Source organism: Stutzerimonas stutzeri (assembly GCF_009789555.1).
In the GTDB taxonomy this organism is placed as follows: Bacteria; Pseudomonadota; Gammaproteobacteria; order Pseudomonadales; family Pseudomonadaceae; genus Stutzerimonas; species Stutzerimonas stutzeri_R.
On record NZ_CP046902.1, the window covers coordinates 1,293,357 to 1,308,467 of the forward strand.

The 15,111-nt window shown below is 64.3% G+C and carries 15 protein-coding genes; all 15 read right to left on the reverse strand.

Features of this window, described 5'->3' with window-relative positions:
• Window positions 1–74 precede the first annotated feature (74 nt).
• Window positions 75–2,414, reverse strand: coding sequence for an MMPL family transporter (locus tag GQA94_RS06005; protein ID WP_158187224.1), 2,340 nt, complete (start codon window positions 2,412–2,414; stop codon window positions 75–77).
• On the reverse strand, window positions 2,398–3,000 hold the full coding sequence (locus tag GQA94_RS06010) for an outer membrane lipoprotein carrier protein LolA (protein WP_158187225.1): 603 nt from the start codon (window positions 2,998–3,000) through the stop codon (window positions 2,398–2,400). Before GQA94_RS06010 ends, GQA94_RS06005 begins: the two co-directional genes overlap by 17 nt.
• Window positions 3,000–3,425: an acyl-CoA thioesterase gene (locus tag GQA94_RS06015; protein ID WP_158187226.1), complete on the reverse strand. Its 426-nt coding sequence runs from the start codon at window positions 3,423–3,425 to the stop codon at window positions 3,000–3,002. The genes GQA94_RS06010 and GQA94_RS06015 overlap by 1 nt, the downstream gene beginning before the upstream one ends.
• The gene (locus tag GQA94_RS06020; RefSeq protein ID WP_158187227.1) at window positions 3,418–4,956 is read right to left on the reverse strand and encodes an HAL/PAL/TAL family ammonia-lyase; all 1,539 of its coding nucleotides are present in this window, start codon (window positions 4,954–4,956) and stop codon (window positions 3,418–3,420) included. The genes GQA94_RS06015 and GQA94_RS06020 overlap by 8 nt, the downstream gene beginning before the upstream one ends.
• On the reverse strand, window positions 4,943–5,878 hold the full coding sequence (locus tag GQA94_RS06025; protein WP_158187228.1) for a glycosyl transferase: 936 nt from the start codon (window positions 5,876–5,878) through the stop codon (window positions 4,943–4,945). Before GQA94_RS06025 ends, GQA94_RS06020 begins: the two co-directional genes overlap by 14 nt.
• Window positions 5,875–6,651 (reverse strand): glycosyltransferase family 2 protein, encoded by a 777-nt coding sequence (locus GQA94_RS06030; protein ID WP_233270249.1) that lies wholly within the window; start codon window positions 6,649–6,651, stop codon window positions 5,875–5,877. Before GQA94_RS06030 ends, GQA94_RS06025 begins: the two co-directional genes overlap by 4 nt.
• Window positions 6,652–6,692: 41 nt before the next feature.
• Complete coding sequence (locus GQA94_RS06035) at window positions 6,693–8,372, reverse strand: AMP-binding protein (protein WP_158187230.1); 1,680 nt, start codon at window positions 8,370–8,372, stop codon at window positions 6,693–6,695.
• Window positions 8,369–8,947 carry a hypothetical protein gene (locus GQA94_RS06040; RefSeq protein ID WP_158187231.1) on the reverse strand — a complete coding sequence of 193 codons (579 nt, stop codon included), beginning with the start codon at window positions 8,945–8,947 and terminating at the stop codon, window positions 8,369–8,371. Before GQA94_RS06040 ends, GQA94_RS06035 begins: the two co-directional genes overlap by 4 nt.
• Window positions 8,948–9,027: 80 nt before the next feature.
• Window positions 9,028–9,285: an acyl carrier protein gene (locus GQA94_RS06045; RefSeq protein ID WP_158187232.1), complete on the reverse strand. Its 258-nt coding sequence runs from the start codon at window positions 9,283–9,285 to the stop codon at window positions 9,028–9,030.
• A gap of 13 nt (window positions 9,286–9,298) precedes the next feature.
• Entirely contained in the window at window positions 9,299–9,562 is a 264-nt protein-coding gene (locus tag GQA94_RS06050; protein ID WP_158187233.1) for a phosphopantetheine-binding protein, read from the reverse strand.
• Window positions 9,543–10,352: a lysophospholipid acyltransferase family protein gene (locus GQA94_RS06055; protein WP_158187234.1), complete on the reverse strand. Its 810-nt coding sequence runs from the start codon at window positions 10,350–10,352 to the stop codon at window positions 9,543–9,545. The genes GQA94_RS06050 and GQA94_RS06055 overlap by 20 nt, the downstream gene beginning before the upstream one ends.
• Window positions 10,328–11,047, reverse strand: a complete 720-nt coding sequence (locus GQA94_RS06060; RefSeq protein WP_158190044.1) for a beta-ketoacyl synthase chain length factor — start codon at window positions 11,045–11,047, stop codon at window positions 10,328–10,330. Before GQA94_RS06060 ends, GQA94_RS06055 begins: the two co-directional genes overlap by 25 nt.
• A gap of 249 nt (window positions 11,048–11,296) precedes the next feature.
• A complete protein-coding gene (gene trxC / locus GQA94_RS06065; RefSeq protein ID WP_158187235.1) occupies window positions 11,297–11,731 on the reverse strand; it encodes a thioredoxin TrxC in 435 nt (144 codons plus the stop codon).
• 83 nt (window positions 11,732–11,814) lie between these two features.
• Window positions 11,815–13,092 carry a bifunctional O-acetylhomoserine aminocarboxypropyltransferase/cysteine synthase gene (locus tag GQA94_RS06070; RefSeq protein ID WP_158187236.1) on the reverse strand — a complete coding sequence of 426 codons (1,278 nt, stop codon included), beginning with the start codon at window positions 13,090–13,092 and terminating at the stop codon, window positions 11,815–11,817.
• A gap of 86 nt (window positions 13,093–13,178) precedes the next feature.
• A complete protein-coding gene (locus GQA94_RS06075) occupies window positions 13,179–14,969 on the reverse strand; it encodes an SLC13 family permease (protein ID WP_158187237.1) in 1,791 nt (596 codons plus the stop codon).
• Between the last annotated feature and the right edge of the window lie 142 nt (window positions 14,970–15,111).

Here is a 15,111-nt window from a genome sequence, read left to right on the forward strand (position 1 = left end):
AATGCCATGGTCAGGGCCGCCAGCCATCAGCACCGCAGCCCACAGGCGCCGCGCAAACCGGAGCCGCGGCCTGATCAGCATACGGCACCTCCGTCCGGCTCGGCGGCCCAGGGTGCCAGCACAAACGCAAACACCAGACCGAGCCCCACGGCCAGGCCGAAGTTGCTGACCGCCGGTGTACTCGACAAGGCCAGCAGGCCGAACGACAGCCAGGTGGTCACCGCCGCCAGCAGCGTACCAACCAGGCTCACCGCGGCACCGCCGATTCGTTCACGCATGAGAATGGCGTAATCGACGCCGATGGCGGTGACCAGCAACAGGCCGAACAGGCCGAACAAGGTCAGCGGTTGCCCGAGCCAGCCGAGGCACGCCAGGCTGCCGATGGCCGCCAATAGCGACACGGCCAGGCAGCGCAGGGCACCCCGCCAACCGAACGGCAGACACAGCAGAACGAAAATGATCGCCGCGGCGCACAGTTTGAGCAGCGCGGCCTGGTGTTGGGTCTCGGCAAACAGACGGTTCAACTGCGCAGGTCGGTCGATCAGGCTGACCCCACCGATGCCCTCGGCCACGCCATGCAGCGCCGCGCTGTCGCGAAGCCCTTGCAAGCTGACCAGACCAGCCACCGAGCCGTCCTTCTGGCGGCCCAGCCACAGGGCGCGCCAGGGTTCGGCGAGCGGACCTGCCAGCACCTCTTCGATGCGTGTAACGGGCCGTGCATGCAGGCTGGAGAGTTCCCTCTCCAGCATGTCGGCGCTGACGCCGAGTTGCAGCAGAGGCTGACTGGCCTCCAGCAAGCGAGGCAGTGCGAGCTGCAGGCTTTGCTGGGCGGCAGCCGGGGCCACCAGTTGGCTCAGCGCCAGATAGCCATGCAGTTTCTGCTCCGCCACCAGATCATCGAGGCGAGCGGCCAGGGCGTCCTGACGTTCGAGCAGCTCATCCGCGTCGCCCGCGCGTGTCAGAAAATACTGGCTGGTCGGTTCGAAGCCGGTGATCTGGCCGATGCGTTCGGCCTGTTGCTGCAGCGCGGGCGCCCGGCTGACCCAATGACGCAAGTCATCCTTGAAAGAAACCTGGCTGATGCCGGCGATGCAGAACACTCCGAAGCCGGCCAGTAACCAGATCGGGCGGATTCGACGGAGCGCCGTCTCGCGCAGTTTCAAACCCCGGTGGGCCCATTTCAGCGGGGCGGACCACGGCTGCAGCGGCGCATTCATCAATGAGGGCAACAGGCAGGTGGCGCAGGCGAAGGCGCCGAGCAGGCCCGCCGCGGAGAACACCGCGACCTGGCCCAGCGCTAAAAACGGGGTGAAGGCCATGGCGAGGTAGCCGATGACATTGGTAACCAGAGCCAGCGCGAGACCGGGAAGTGTCAGGCGCAGCGCCCGGTAGGCATGCCAGGGTTGCAGCGACCAGCTCTTGGAGAGGTAATGCAGCGGGAAATCGATGCTCACCCCTACCAGACTCGCGCCGAGCACCAGGGTCAGCACGTGGATCTGACCGAACAGCGCGATGCAGGCGGCGGTTCCGCTCAGTGCGCCGACGATGACCGGCAGGGCGACCAGCAGGACGCGGGGCGTGCGAAACAGCATATGCAGCAGCGCGAGGGTGGCAATGAGCGAAACGCTGCCGATCAGGCCGGCTTCCTCTCTCGCCTGGCGCTGGCCATGGGCGGCATAGAGCATGCCGCCCGCCGCGAGCAACTCGCCCTGCCTGGCGTCTATCAGGCGGCGGGCAGCGCGGACCAGATCGGCCACCTGCAGGGGCAACCGATCGTCGAAGGCATCGCCGTGGATTCGCGCATGGATCACCGCCCAGCGCTGGTCGCCATGTTCGGCCACCAACAGACCGTCGAGACGCGGATGGATGTGCCCCGGTTGCGGCAGCTCTCGCTGCGCGAGGTCGGCGAAACCGAACCAGTCCTGTTCGACCGGCACGAGGCTGGCGCTTTCGAACGGACTATACAGGCGCTGCAGACGCTGTTGAATGAACGCCTCGGGCGAGGCGATCAGGGCTTCGCGACTCGCGCTGTCGAGCAGCGCCAAACGTTGGTCGAGCAGTTGCCGGCGCGCGGCGGGAAGGTCGGCTTGCACCGAGCGCCGAACCTGGACGAAAAGCTCGCTGGCACGCAGGTTATCGGCGATTTCGTCTGCCAGCGCGAGAGCGACTTCTTCATCGTCGTGGCGAATCAGCAGCATCAGGTCTCGGTTCAGCGGCTCCTGCATCCGCTGCTCGGCCCGTTGCTCCAGGTCACCCAGTGCGCCGCTGGGCAATAATTGCAGCAGGTTGGCGCTGACCGGGGGGCCGTCGCGCCATTGCCATGTAGTCAGCCCCACCAGCCCGAGCAGCGCCAGGAAGAACAGTGAAGAAATCCAGGACGGAAGCCTGAGCGCTTTGTCAGTTGGCGAAATCATGGCTTTCGATGGGGCTCAACTGATCGTCGATCTGGGTGTCGGTCAGCATCAGCACGGTGCTGTCGCCCTGGGTTTCGAGCAGCTCGATGCGCTCGGCGGTGGCGCCGCCCTGAATGACGATGGCGCTGAATATCTGCCCGAGCAGCTTCGATCGAGGGGTCAGCGACAATGCCCAGGCCTGTGCGGTACCGCTGAGCGACAGTGCGAAGTCGCGTTGCAAGGCTTCGGTATCACCCTGAAGTACCGCAAGGAACAGGTCATTCTGGCGCGCGGCAGGGCCTTGCTGATCGGTCGCGTGCCAGCCGCTGGCGTCGCGGCGGGCAATTCCCGAGGGGCTGATGCGGTAGTCCTGTTGCACCGGCTCCTGAACAAACCAGAGCAGGCCACGGTCACGAGCCAGGACGAAGGTGCCAACGCTGACGAGCGGTTGAGGCAGTGCGCGCAGGTGTTTGTGCTGGGTGAAGCTGCCGCGGATGACCTCGGTTTCGCTGAGCTGGCGACTCAGTTGCGTCACGTCGAAGGTGTCGGCGCGTGCCAGCGTCGCCAGTAACAGGCCCAGCGTTGCGATCAGCTTGAACGTGCGCATCACGTTAGGGCTCGCGCTACGGCTTCGACAAAAACCGTTGGCGATGCCAGCAGCATCTCGCGGCTGGCCATGTCCACCGCGACCTGCACGCTGCTGCCACGGGTCATGCGTTCACCCGTCTCGGCGTCCGTGATCAGGTAGTTGATCTTGAGGCGGTTCTCCCATTCGACCAGGTCGGCGCGTACCACGAGGCGCTGGTTGAAGCGCGCGCCGCGCATGTAGCGCAGCTGCACGTCGATGATCGGCCAGGCATAACCGGCATCGCGCATCTGCGTGTAGTTGTGGCCAATCCGCTCGAGCAGGGCGCAGCGTGCGACCTCGAAGTACTTGATGTAATGGCCGTGCCAGACCACGTCCATCGAGTCGACGTCGAAGAAGGGCACCAGCACTTCGACCTCGGCCTGCAGCACGCCGCCCTTACGCATAGAGCCTCCAGTGTTGCGCGCGAATGCGTTGCAGGCACAAGCGCAGCTCGCCTTCCAGCGCGCGATCCTCGATCAGCGGTGGGAAGTCCTCGCCCAGCGCGGCGTGCATGGCTTGCAGCGGCGCGGGCAGGGCACGTGCCTCCGGCGCTTGCTGGCGCAGCCAGACACCCTGATTGGCCGCGATCAGGGTCGCGGCGGCCACCTGTTCGGCCAGTTCCAGGCTGCGCAGCGCATCCCGTGCGGCGATGGTGCCCATGCTGACCTTGTCCTGGTTGTGGCATTCGGTTGAACGTGAGAACACGCTGGCCGGCATGCTGTTCTTCAACGCTTCGGCTGTCCAGGCGCTGGCGCCGATCTGCACCGCCTTGAAGCCGTGGTTGATCATCGCCGTGGCGGCGGGCGCGCCGGACAGGTTGCTCGGCAGGCCGTGGTTATAACGGCTGTCGACCAGCAGCGCGAGCTGGCGGTCAAGCAGGTCGGCGACGTTGGCGACCAGATTCTTCAGGCTGTCCATGGCGAACGCGATATGCCCTCCGTAGAAATGCCCTCCGTGCAGCACACGCTCGTTATCGGCATCGATGATCGGGTTGTCGTTGGCGCTGTTCAGTTCGGTCTCGATGAACTGCCGTAACAGGCCCAGGCTGTCGGCCAGAACGCCCAGCACATGCGGCGCGCAGCGCAGCGAGTATCGATCCTGCAGGCGGTGCAGCGGCGCGGTCGGCGCCTCGATGGCGAGGTCCTGGCGAATCCAGGCGGCGACCCGCATCTGCCCGGGGTGGGGCTTGGCGGCGAACAATCGCTCGTCGAAATGCTCGGGGTTGCCTTCCAGCGCGACGACATTGAGTGCGCTGATGCGGGTCGCCAGTTTCAGAAGATAGTCGGCACGGGCGTAAGCGAGGCAGGCCAGGCCGGTCATGACCGCCGTGCCGTTCATCAGCGCCAGTGCCTCCTTGGGACGCAGCGTCAGCGGGCTCCAGCCGAGCTGGCGATGTACCTCGGCAGCGCTGCGGCGCTCGCCACGGAACATCACCTCGCGTTCACCGGCCAGCGTCGCGGCGACATAAGACAGCGGCGTCAGGTCACCGCTGGCGCCCACCGAACCTTCCTCCGGAATCAAAGGCAGCACATCGTATTCGAGAAACGCGTGCAGCCGGTCGAGCAGCTCGATGCGCACACCGGACATGCCGTGCGTCAGCGATCGCAGGCGGGCGGCCAGCACGGCCCGGGTGGCTTCGGCATCGAGCAGTTTGCCGAGGCCGCAGCCGTGAAAGGTGAACAGATGCTGCGGCAAGGCCTCGACCTGCTGCAGCGGGACCGCCACCACGCATGAATCGCCGTAGCCGGTGGTCACGCCATAGATCACGCCTTCACGGTCGAGCAGGGTGTCGAGAAACTGCGCGCCGCGGGCGATGCGCTGACGGAACGCGGCATCGCTTTGCAGGTGGGCCCGCGCGCGCCCCTGGGCCACGGCCAGCAGGTCCTCGATGCGCAGGTGGTTTTCGCCAAAGATCACAGGCTCAGCGTGGGTCATGGGTATTCCAGAACGGGTAGAAGTTGAACCATTGCATGGGCGCTTCCAGGCAGCGCGCGGCCAGGCGGTCCGCATAGCGCTGCACCCATTGCTGCACCACCGCGTCACGCTCGCCGCGCCGCCATTGAACAGGCTCGGCGAAGGGCTCCAGATGGACATGGAACTGCTCGCCGTGTTTCAGGCAGAACAGCAGATTGGTCGGGCATTGCAGCAGCCCCGCCAGCAGCCAGGGACCTTGGGGGAAACGGGCCGGCTGGCCAAGGAAGTTAGCGGTCGCGATGCGGGCGCCTTGCAAGGGTATCCGATCGCCGGCGATTGCCAGCCATTCGCCGGCGTCCAGCCGACGCGAGAGGTCCATCATGATGGCCGGGTCGAGTTCGCTGACCTGAATCAGGCGCAGGTTATTCGCGCCGGATTCGTCCAGCAGCCGATTGAAGCGCTCGGCGTGCCGCGTATGCACCAGTACGTTCATCTTCACCTGTCGGCCCATTTCGGCCAGCGCCCGGCAGATTTCCAGGTTGCCCAGGTGCGAGCCGACCAGCAGCTGGCCGCGTGGCGCGTCGAGCCCGGCGTGCAGATTCGCCGGGTCATGCAACACCAGCCTGCCCAGATCGAGGCGGCCTCCCCAGGCGTCGAGCTTGTCGAGCAAGGCGTCGGCAAAGGCCATGAACTGGCGGTAGACCGAGCGCCAGCTGGGCGCCAGATCGCGTCGGCCGCTCCACTCGGCGAGGTTGCGCTGATAGCTCCAGGCGCTGTGCCGCGCGCTGCGGCCGAAGAGATAGAAATACAGCACGATCAGGTACAACAACGGTGCCATGGTGCGACGGCCCAGCAGGCGCACGGCCTGGGCGGTGAACTTCATCAAGGCGAAGCTGCCACGCTCGCGGTGCGCTGCCCAGTGTGCGCCGTTGATGGGTTTCATCCGCGCCACCGACGCCAGAGCAGCACAGGTGCGCGCAGCAGCATGCCGGCGAACAGGCGGGCGTGCATCGAGCTGATCAGCAGGTTGTCGCGCCACACGCGAAAGTGCGATATGCCATCGGTCGGGTAATGCACGCGCGTCGGCAACCACACCATCGGTTGTTCGCGCCAGTGCAGGCGAACCAGGATCTCGGTGTCGAAATCCATCCGTTTGCCCAGCACCGTTGAGTCCAGAAGTGCCAGCGTCGGTGGCAGCGGGTAGACGCGGAATCCGCACATGGAGTCGCGGATCGACAACGAGAGCGTATTGATCCAGACCCAGACGTGGGTCAGATAGCGACCGTAGAGCCGGCTCTTCGGCACGCTCGAATCGTATTTCGGGTAGCCGCAGACCAGTGCGTCCGGCGCCTGGCTGGCGCGATCGAGGAACAGCGGCACGCCGCCGAGATCATGCTGGCCATCGGCGTCGACCTGCAACGCATGGCTGAAGCCCAGGCGGGAGGCCTCGCGCAGCCCGGAGCTCACCGCCGCGCCCTTGCCGAGATTCTGGTCGTGGCGCAGCAGGTGTACCGAGGGATGCTGTGCCAGCTGGTCGATGACCTGCGCCGCAGCGGCGCAGGACGCATCATCGACGATGATGCAGTGCAGGTCTTCGTCCAGCAGCGTACGGATCACCGATGGCAGGCTGCGTTCGTGGTTGTAGACCGGCACGACTGCGCATGGCTTGAACCAGTCTTCGTCGAGCGCGAGCGACAACTGGCAAGCGCCCGGCACCGACGGGGCGTCGAGCGAGGGCCTATCTGGAGTGGACGTGGTCACGGATGGTCTCCGAGCAGAATGCGGCCGGACGAGCACGGCGCATCGCCGTTTCGGTATGCGAAGTGCAGCTTGCTGCGCTCGCGGTCAAAGCGCAGGCTCAGACTCAACCTGTCACCTGGACGAGCGAGCTGCTGGAATTTGAGCACTTCCATGCCACGAAATTGCGGGGGCAACTGGTCTATCAACTCGCGGGCGTGGGCAAGGGCCCAATCGATCTGCACGACGCCGGGGAGTACCGGCGTCTGCGGGAAATGGCCGGTGAAATGCGCCAGATCCAGCGGGACGCCTAGTTCGAGCTGCCACTGGTCATCGTGTCGGGTTGCGCTGAGGCGCTCGGCTTGCAAGGGGCGTGGTGCCTGCAACAGCGTATCGAGTTGCGCGTGCGGCAGTTTGCCTTGGGCGTTGTAGGGTAACTGCCGGACCAGCCGCCAGCGGCGCGGCAGGGCCAATGCTTCACAGTGGCTTGCCAGGTGCTTGCGCAGCGTCTCGGTCAACGCGCGCCGACCCCCATTGCGCAGCGCATGGAGCCCGGCCTCGCTGAGGGCAACCAGCGCTGCGAGATAGGCGCGGTTGCCGGCGATCACGCCAAGGCGCGCTTCGCTGACGAAGGGGTGCGTGGCCAGACCCGCTTCGAGCATCGGCAGGGCGATGCGTTTTTCTTCCAGCTTGACGATTCGGTCCAGGCGGCCGAGCAGCTCGAAGCGCCCGTCGGCCTCGATTCGCGCGGCATCGGCGGTCTGCTCGATGTGGCCCGGTGGCAGCCAGGGGGAGGCAATGCGCAGCGCGCCCTGTTCGTCCTGGCTCAACTGAACGCCGGGCAATGGCTGCCACAGATCTGCACGCTGGCGCCAGGCGATGCCGCCGGTTTCCGAGCTGCCGTAGATCTGCGTCGGTGCCTGGCCCAAGCGTTGTGCCAGTCGCTGCGCAGCCTGCGCATCGAGTGGCCCACCGGATGAGAAGACTCGTCGCACATCACGCAGCGCTGGCCAGTCGAGGTTGTCACCCATCCGCTTGAGCAGCGCCGGGCTGGTCACCCAGCAGAAGCTCGCATGCGCTCGGCTGGCCAGTTGGATGTCCTCGGGAAATGGCTGCGCATGGCGTAAAAACGGACGGCCGGCGCACAACGGCCAGAGCACCCGGAACAACAAGCCGTAGATGTGCTGTGCGGAAACGCTGGCGATCACGCAGGCATCGACGAGATCGGCTCCCCAGCGTGCCTCGAGGGCGTTCACTTCGTTCGCCAGCTGGCGCAGGCGCTTGTCGATCAGTTTCGGCTCACCGCTGGAACCCGACGTACAGAGCAGCAGCCGACAATCGTCCAACTCCAGCTTTGCGCCTTCGAGCGGCTCGGCCAGCAGGTCGGTCAACCGTGCATCGCCGTCCTGATCCGTCAACCAGAGATCGGCCTGATGGGCCAGGCGCGCGCGATTGGCAGGCTGCAGGTCCGCCGGCAGCAACACCGTGACGCCGGCTCGCCAGGCGCCGAGCAAGGCAATGGCCAGCTCGCCGGAATCCTCCAGATGTACCGCGAGCCGGGCAACGCCCCGGTTGCGCAGCCCCGCGGCCAGACGCAGCGCCTGCTGGCGCAACTCGGCGTGGTCCAGGTCGGGTTGCAGCGCGACCGGGCGCGACTTCGGTGTCTGCTCGAGCAGGTGTTCCAGAGAAATCCAGTTCATTTAACGTTCCTGATGCGCTGGCGTACCAGCCACTCCCCGGCGAACAGCATGCCCATCAGCAGATAGGCAATGAGTCCGGTATACAGCGTCCACCAGCTCAGCGGCGCCCAGAGCGCGAGCGCGCCGGCGATGCTGGCGTTGATGATGAAATAGCCCGTCCAAAGCCAGGTGACCTGTCGCGTGTAGCGCACCGCTGCTGGAGGAAGCTCGGGTTCGCGCAGCCGCGCGAGGCGCTCGATGATCGGCATGCCGGAGCGAAGACTGCCGGCAAACAGACCGAGCAGCGCCAGGCTGATCAGTACCGGGTACCAGCGCAGCAGCGCCGGGTCGCCGGCCAGTCCGAGGAACAGGCAGAACAGCAGTGCCACAGTCGTCATCCGACGGCCCACGGGTGTCTGCTTGCCGCTGAGGAGGCGCGCCAGCCAAAGCATGCCGAGCAGCACCGCGAACAGGCGTGGCGACAAGTGCTCCAGGCCCAGGTACACGGCGAACGGGTAGGTGAGGCCCGCCAGCAGCAGGGCGAGCGCAATCAGCCGGCTGGTGTTCGCCTTGCCTGTTCGAGCGGTTGCTTGCATCGCGTGCTGTCCATTTGCGCGTGGGCGTGCTGACGCCAGTCGTACGACCAGGCGACGCCTGGCGTCCTTGACGGTTCGGCTCAAACCGTTTGCGGGTTCACCAGGCGATACACCGCCTCGACGACGTCGCCCACGGTGCGCACCGACTTGAACTCCTCGGCAGCGATCTTTTTGCCGGTCTGGCGCTTGATGTGATCGATCAGGTCCACGGCATCGATGCTGTCGATCTCAAGATCCTGATAGAGGTTGGCTTCGAGGCTGATGCGTTCGGGGTCGAGTTCGAAGAGTTCGACCAGCGCATCACGCAAGGTCTGGAAAATCTCGTTGCGAGTGTTCACGTTGGGCTCCTCCTCAGGCGACGGCGCGGTTGGCGCTGACGTAGGCGGCCAGGCTGTCGACGCTGGCGAAATGCGTGCGGGTGTCCTTGGCGTCGGCATCGATCTTGATACCGAAGCGCTTCTGGATCGCCAGTCCCAGTTCCAGCGCGTCGACCGAGTCCAGCCCGAGCCCTTCGCCGAACAGCGGCTGGTCGGCCGCAATGTCATTCGGGCCGAGGTCTTCCAGACCCAGGGCGTCGATGATCAGTTGCTTGATTTCAAGCTGTAGTTGGCTCATCGAGTGCGAGCTCCTTTATGAAATGTCGATGCAGATGATCGTTGAGTCGCCGTGAGGCGATAGGCGCCGCTCCCCGTGCGATGAATGTCCGCGGGTCGATGTCCTCGCCGACACGCAGGTGGAAATGAAACCGTCTGGCCGGGATTCGATACCAGGGCTCGGCCTTGGTCAGGGTCGTCGGCGTCACGCTGATGACCACGGGCGTGACCAGGCGCGCGCCGCGCACCGCGATTGCCGCCGCTCCTCGGTGGAACTGCGGCGCCTGGCCGGGCGTGGTGCGAGTGCCTTCCGGAAAAATGATCAGTGTCTGGCCCTGTTGCAGCGCGTCGGCCGCTTCATCGAGCATCTCGGCGCTGCCGTTGTTGCTGATGTATTGCGCCGCGCGGATCGGGCCACGGGTAAACGGATTGTCCCACAAGCTTTGCTTGACCACGCAATTGGCGTCGCGGATCAGTGCGATCAGCACCACCACGTCGATCAGCGACGGATGGTTGGCGATCACCAGCTGGCCGGGGCGGCCGAGGCGCTCGGCACCTTCGACTTCGTAGGTCAGTACACCGCTGCGGTACATGAACTGGACGAACAGCCAGAACAACCGGCTCACCGTCTGGCGCGCCCGTCGCCGATGGCTGGCGCTATCGCCGGGCAGCAGGCCGAGCAGTGGAAAGACGAGCAGTCGCAGGCAAAGCCCGCCGAGGCCGAACAGGGTGAACGACAGGCCGGTGGCGAACAGGCGCCACAGCCACGGAACATTGGACCGGTTGTTCAATGAGTCTGCTGCCAGTTCCATTGGCGTGTCTTCCATCGATGTTGGCAGCTGGGCTGTCCGTTGAGCAGGGCTGCAATCAGCTCGATCGCGTGCGGTCGTCGTGTCGGCGTGGAGTGTTCGTTGGCGGGTACGAGATCGAGTTGCCAGCCGCGACCCGGTTTGAGCAGCAGCGCCACGGCATAGGGAAAGCTGACGTCGTCGATCCAGGGCGCATAAGTGGCGGGTGTCTGGTCTTCGGCGATCACGACCAGCACGGCCGGTGCGCCTTCGCCCAGAAGCAAGGATGCCTCGAGCACCGCGTGTTCCAGGCCGTCACCTTGTGCGGCGAGCGAAGTCATCTCGCTGGTGTCCTGCTGGTGAATCGACCAGAGGCCGATGATCGCGTTGTGCACCGACAGGCTGAACTGCGTCGGGGATACGGGCACGCCACTGGCCAGATCATTGAGAATGGCGAACGTCCGTGCGGTTTCTCCGTGACGCGACGCATAGACCAGGGGTGTCGGCGGCAATCCGGCGGCCAACGGCGCGGCCACGGCGAACACCATCCGAGCCAGGCGGCTCAAGCGCCGGCGCTGCATGGCCGGCAGGAAGCTGACGTCCGGCTGCATGTCGCTCGCGGGCAAGTCGCACGGATTTCGAGCCCAGGTCGCCCAGTCGTCAACACTTGCCAGGCCGGGTGCCCAAGCCTGCCATTGATCGATATCGAATTGAATCACGCGAGAATTCACCGGCTCGTCCGCGAGCCCTGTTGTGGGTGTATCGACGTCCTTGTACAGCGACCATCGGTAAATGACTGCCATGAAAATGGCGGCATTATCCGATCGTGACCCGACCGAGGCAAACGTTGCTTGAAATATCCTGATAAGAGGTAGGTTCTTTGTCGGAACTATGGGCTCTTTGCGCGGTCTGTAACTGATCGTGCCGCGCGTCGCCCAGGCGCAGATCCGGATGGCACGATTGGCCCTTCAGATGCCTTGCTGGTTGAGCCATGCCAGCAGTTGCGGCAGCGGCATCGCTCCGCTCTGGCGGGCAATCTCGCGGCCGGACTTGAACAGGATAAGGCTCGGAATGGACCGGATGCCGAGCTGGGCCGACACCTGTGGGTTGGCCTCGCTGTCCAGTTTGGCCAGCCGGCAGCGCCCTTTCAGTTGCGCCGCGGCCTGTTCGAAAATCGGGGCGAAACTGCGACAGGGCCCGCACCAGCTCGCCCATACGTCTACCAGCAATGGCAGATCGCCCTTGATCTGATGGGCGAAGTTCGGTTGGTCCAGCTCGAACGGCGTACCGATCAAAACCGAGGATTTACAGCGGCCACAGCGCGGCCCCTCGGCCAGTCGGTCGGCCGGAATGCGGTTGAGTCCGGCGCAGTGCGCGCAGGGTACGATCAGCGAGTCGGTCATGGCGAAGCTCCAAGGCAAGTGTGCGGGTTAATGTGGAGCCTCGCCGCGTGATATCAAGCGGGAGTGGGCGATCCCGCCCAGCATCAGACTTTGGCGGCGTCCAGGGCCTGCGCCAGATCGGCGCGGATGTCCTCGATGTGCTCAATACCGATGGATAGACGAATCAAGTCCTGAGAAACGCCGGCGCTCGCCAGTTCCTCGGCGTTCAATTGCCGGTGGGTAGTGCTGGCTGGGTGACAGGCCAAAGACTTCGCGTCGCCGATGTTGACCAGACGCACAATCAACTTGAGCGCGTCGATGAAGCGTGCCCCGGCTTGCAGGCCTCCTTCGATGCCGAAACAGAGGATAGCTGCTGGCCGCCCGCCCATGTAACGCTGCGCCAGTGCATGTCCGGGGTGGTCTGCCAGGCCCGCATATTTCACCCACGCCACCTGAGGATGGGCCTGCAGATACTGGGCGACTTCCAGCGCATTCTGGCAGTGACGCTCCATGCGCAGCGCCAGGGTTTCCAGCCCTTGCAGAATCAAGAACGAGTTGAACGGTGAGATCGCCGCACCCATGTTGCGCAGCGGTACCACCCGGCAGCGACCGATGAAGGCTGCCGCTCCGAACGTCTCGGTGTAAGTGACGCCGTGGTACGACGGGTCAGGAGTATTGAGCAGCGCGAAACGTTCCTTGTGTTGCGCCCAGGGAAATGTGCCCGAGTCGACGACAATGCCGCCGATACTGGTGCCGTGACCGCCCATGTACTTGGTCAGCGAGTGCACGACAATGTCCGCGCCATGCTCGAACGGTCGGCAAAGCATCGGTGTGGCTACGGTGTTGTCGACGATCAGCGGCACGCCATGTCGGTGCGAGGCATCGGCCAACGCCTGAAGGTCGATGATATTGCCGGCTGGGTTGCCAATGGATTCGCAGAAGACCGCTTTGGTCTTGTCGTCAATCAGCGCCTCCAGGGCAGCGATATCGTCATGGGCTGCGAAACGCACCTCGATGCCCTGGCGTGGCAGGGTGTGGGCGAAGAGGTTATAGGTTCCGCCATAGAGCTTTGCCACCGAGACGATGTTATCGCCGGCCTCGGCGATGGTCTGGATTGCATAAGTGATGGCAGCCATGCCGGAAGCCACGGCCAGCGCGGCGATACCACCTTCCAGCGCCGCGACGCGCTGCTCCAGCACGTCAGTCGTGGGATTCATGATGCGCGTATAAATGTTGCCCGGCACCTTGAGGTCGAACAGATCGGCACCGTGCTGAGTATCGTCGAACGCATACGAGGTGGTCTGGTAGATCGGTACAGCCGCTGCCCTGGTGGTCGGGTCCGGGCTGTAGCCCGCATGAATGGCGAGGGTATCTAGTTTCATGCCACGCTCCTGTCTGAATACGCGAAAAAGCCTGGAGTATGAAAACGAACGTGCGGCTGTTTAATGACCTGGCGCAAGCCTGGAGGTCATAGCGGAGTCAGCGGCCAGAACAACGGAATCACCAGCGTCGCGACGATCCACAGCAAAAGATTCAGCGGAATACCCACCTTGAGAAAGTCGACGAAACGATAGCCGCCCGCGTTGTAGACGAAGGTGTTGGTCTGATAGCCGATGGGCGTGGCGAAGCTCGCGCTGGCGGCGAACATGACCGCGACGACGAAGGCGCGGGGGTCGATGCCGAACTGCTGGGCAAGCCCGATCGCTATGGGCGTGATCAGCACCGCCACCGCATTGTTGGAGAGTATTTCAGTGAGGACCGAAGTGAACAGGTAGATGAAGCCGAGCATGAACAGCGGCCCGGCCCAGGGCGTCAGCTCTACGACGCTGGATACGATCAGCTCGACCAGTCCGACCTTGTTCATCGCCACGCTGATGGCGAGCATGCCGAATATCAGGCTGAGAATCTTCCAGTCCACCGCCTTGTAGGCGTCTTCGACATCCAGACAGCGGGTGGCCAGTACGGCGGAGGCGCCGATGATCGCCAGGCCTTCGATCGGCATCACGCCGAACGCCGCCAGCAGCATGACCATCAGCGTAGTGCCGATGGCGATCGGCGCCTTGTCCCGGCGAAAGGCGCGCTCCTGTACGGCGTTCAGGCTGATCAATTCGCCGTTGTCGGCGAAGCGCTTGATCTGTGCAGGCGTACCCTCGACCAACATCACGTCGCCGAACTGCAGTTGAAAGTCATCGAGGTTGCCCTGGATATTTTCGTCCTGGCGATGCACGGCGAGCACGTTTATTCCATAGCGGGCGCTGAGGTCGAGATCACGCATCGGTCGGTGGCTGTAACGCGAGTTACGCCCGACGATGGCTTCGGCCAGCACTTCGTCCTCGCTGCTGATGGTTTCGAAGGCATCGCCGCGGTTGAAGGTCAGATGACCGCTGCCGCGCAGCTCGACCACATCTTTCACCTGGCCATGGATCACCAGTACATCGCCCGCCTGCAAGCTGAAGCCATGATCCGGTCGGCTGTACAGATGGGTGCCGCGGTTGACTTGCAGCACCTGGAGGCCGCTGCCGCCGTTGAGGTTGGCTTCGCCAATGCTTTTGCCGATTACCGGCGAGCCTTGCGGGACTCTCAATTCGCTCATGAAGGTGCGATCGAGCCTCGGTCCGAGCAGCTTGGAGAGCGTGTCGCGCTCGGGCAGCAGCCGCTTGCCGATGGTCAGCATGTAAAGCATGCCGGCCGCCGCGAGCACCAGTGCCGCGCCGGTGATTTCGAACATGCCGAACGGCGCAAGGCCGGCCTTGCGCGCCACGCCGTCGACCAGAATGTTGGTCGAGGTGCCTATCATGGTCAGCGTGCCGCCGAGAATGGTGGCGTAGGAAAGCGGAATCAGCAGTTTTGACGGCGTCGTGCCGGCGCGCTTGGCCAGCGAAATCGCCACCGGTGTAAGGATCGCCACGACCGGTGTGTTATTGAGAAACGCGGAAATGACCAGCGCGGTGATCGTCAGGCCGCCGAGCACACGGGTCGGGCTGGTGCCGACGAGGCCGCCTAGCCAGTTGCCCAGCGCATCGATGCATCCGGTTCGCTCCAGTGCGGCGGATATCACGAACATACAAGCGATGGTGACGGGCGCGGAGTTGGACAGCACCCCCAGAACCTCGGACGGGGTTAGCAACTGGCTCGCGATCAGCACCGCCACGGCAATCGCCACCACGATGTCCGGGCTCCAGGTTTCCCTCACGAACGACACCAGCACCCAGACCAGCAAGGCGCAGACAAACAGGAGCGGCAGCGATTCGAAGAGCATGAATGTCCTTAGGTGGCATGACGACCGACCGCAGACAGCGGCCCCGCGCGAACGATAGAGGGCAAGTGTTAGAGAGTCTAGGAACGGTTTTTGTGGTTTATATAGCTATAAGTTATTTACTAACGGCCTCGCTCCGACGCCA

Bases quoted from the DNA above. Each gene is read 5' to 3' on its own strand.
- GQA94_RS06025 (WP_158187228.1), bottom strand. From the start codon at position 5,878: ATGAAACCCATCAACGGCGCACACTGGGCAGCGCACCGCGAGCGTGGC.
- trxC (WP_158187235.1), bottom strand. From the start codon at position 11,731: ATGACCGACTCGCTGATCGTACCCTGCGCGCACTGCGCCGGACTCAAC.
- GQA94_RS06055 (WP_158187234.1), bottom strand. From the start codon at position 10,352: ATGGAACTGGCAGCAGACTCATTGAACAACCGGTCCAATGTTCCGTGG.
- GQA94_RS06010 (WP_158187225.1), bottom strand. From the start codon at position 3,000: ATGCGCACGTTCAAGCTGATCGCAACGCTGGGCCTGTTACTGGCGACG.
- GQA94_RS06040 (WP_158187231.1), bottom strand. From the start codon at position 8,947: ATGCAAGCAACCGCTCGAACAGGCAAGGCGAACACCAGCCGGCTGATT.
- GQA94_RS06070 (WP_158187236.1), bottom strand. From the start codon at position 13,092: ATGAAACTAGATACCCTCGCCATTCATGCGGGCTACAGCCCGGACCCG.
- GQA94_RS06015 (WP_158187226.1), bottom strand. From the start codon at position 3,425: ATGCGTAAGGGCGGCGTGCTGCAGGCCGAGGTCGAAGTGCTGGTGCCC.
- GQA94_RS06075 (WP_158187237.1), bottom strand. From the start codon at position 14,969: ATGCTCTTCGAATCGCTGCCGCTCCTGTTTGTCTGCGCCTTGCTGGTC.
- GQA94_RS06005 (WP_158187224.1), bottom strand. From the start codon at position 2,414: ATGATTTCGCCAACTGACAAAGCGCTCAGGCTTCCGTCCTGGATTTCT.
- GQA94_RS06020 (WP_158187227.1), bottom strand. From the start codon at position 4,956: ATGACCCACGCTGAGCCTGTGATCTTTGGCGAAAACCACCTGCGCATC.
- GQA94_RS06035 (WP_158187230.1), bottom strand. From the start codon at position 8,372: ATGAACTGGATTTCTCTGGAACACCTGCTCGAGCAGACACCGAAGTCG.
- GQA94_RS06050 (WP_158187233.1), bottom strand. From the start codon at position 9,562: ATGAGCCAACTACAGCTTGAAATCAAGCAACTGATCATCGACGCCCTG.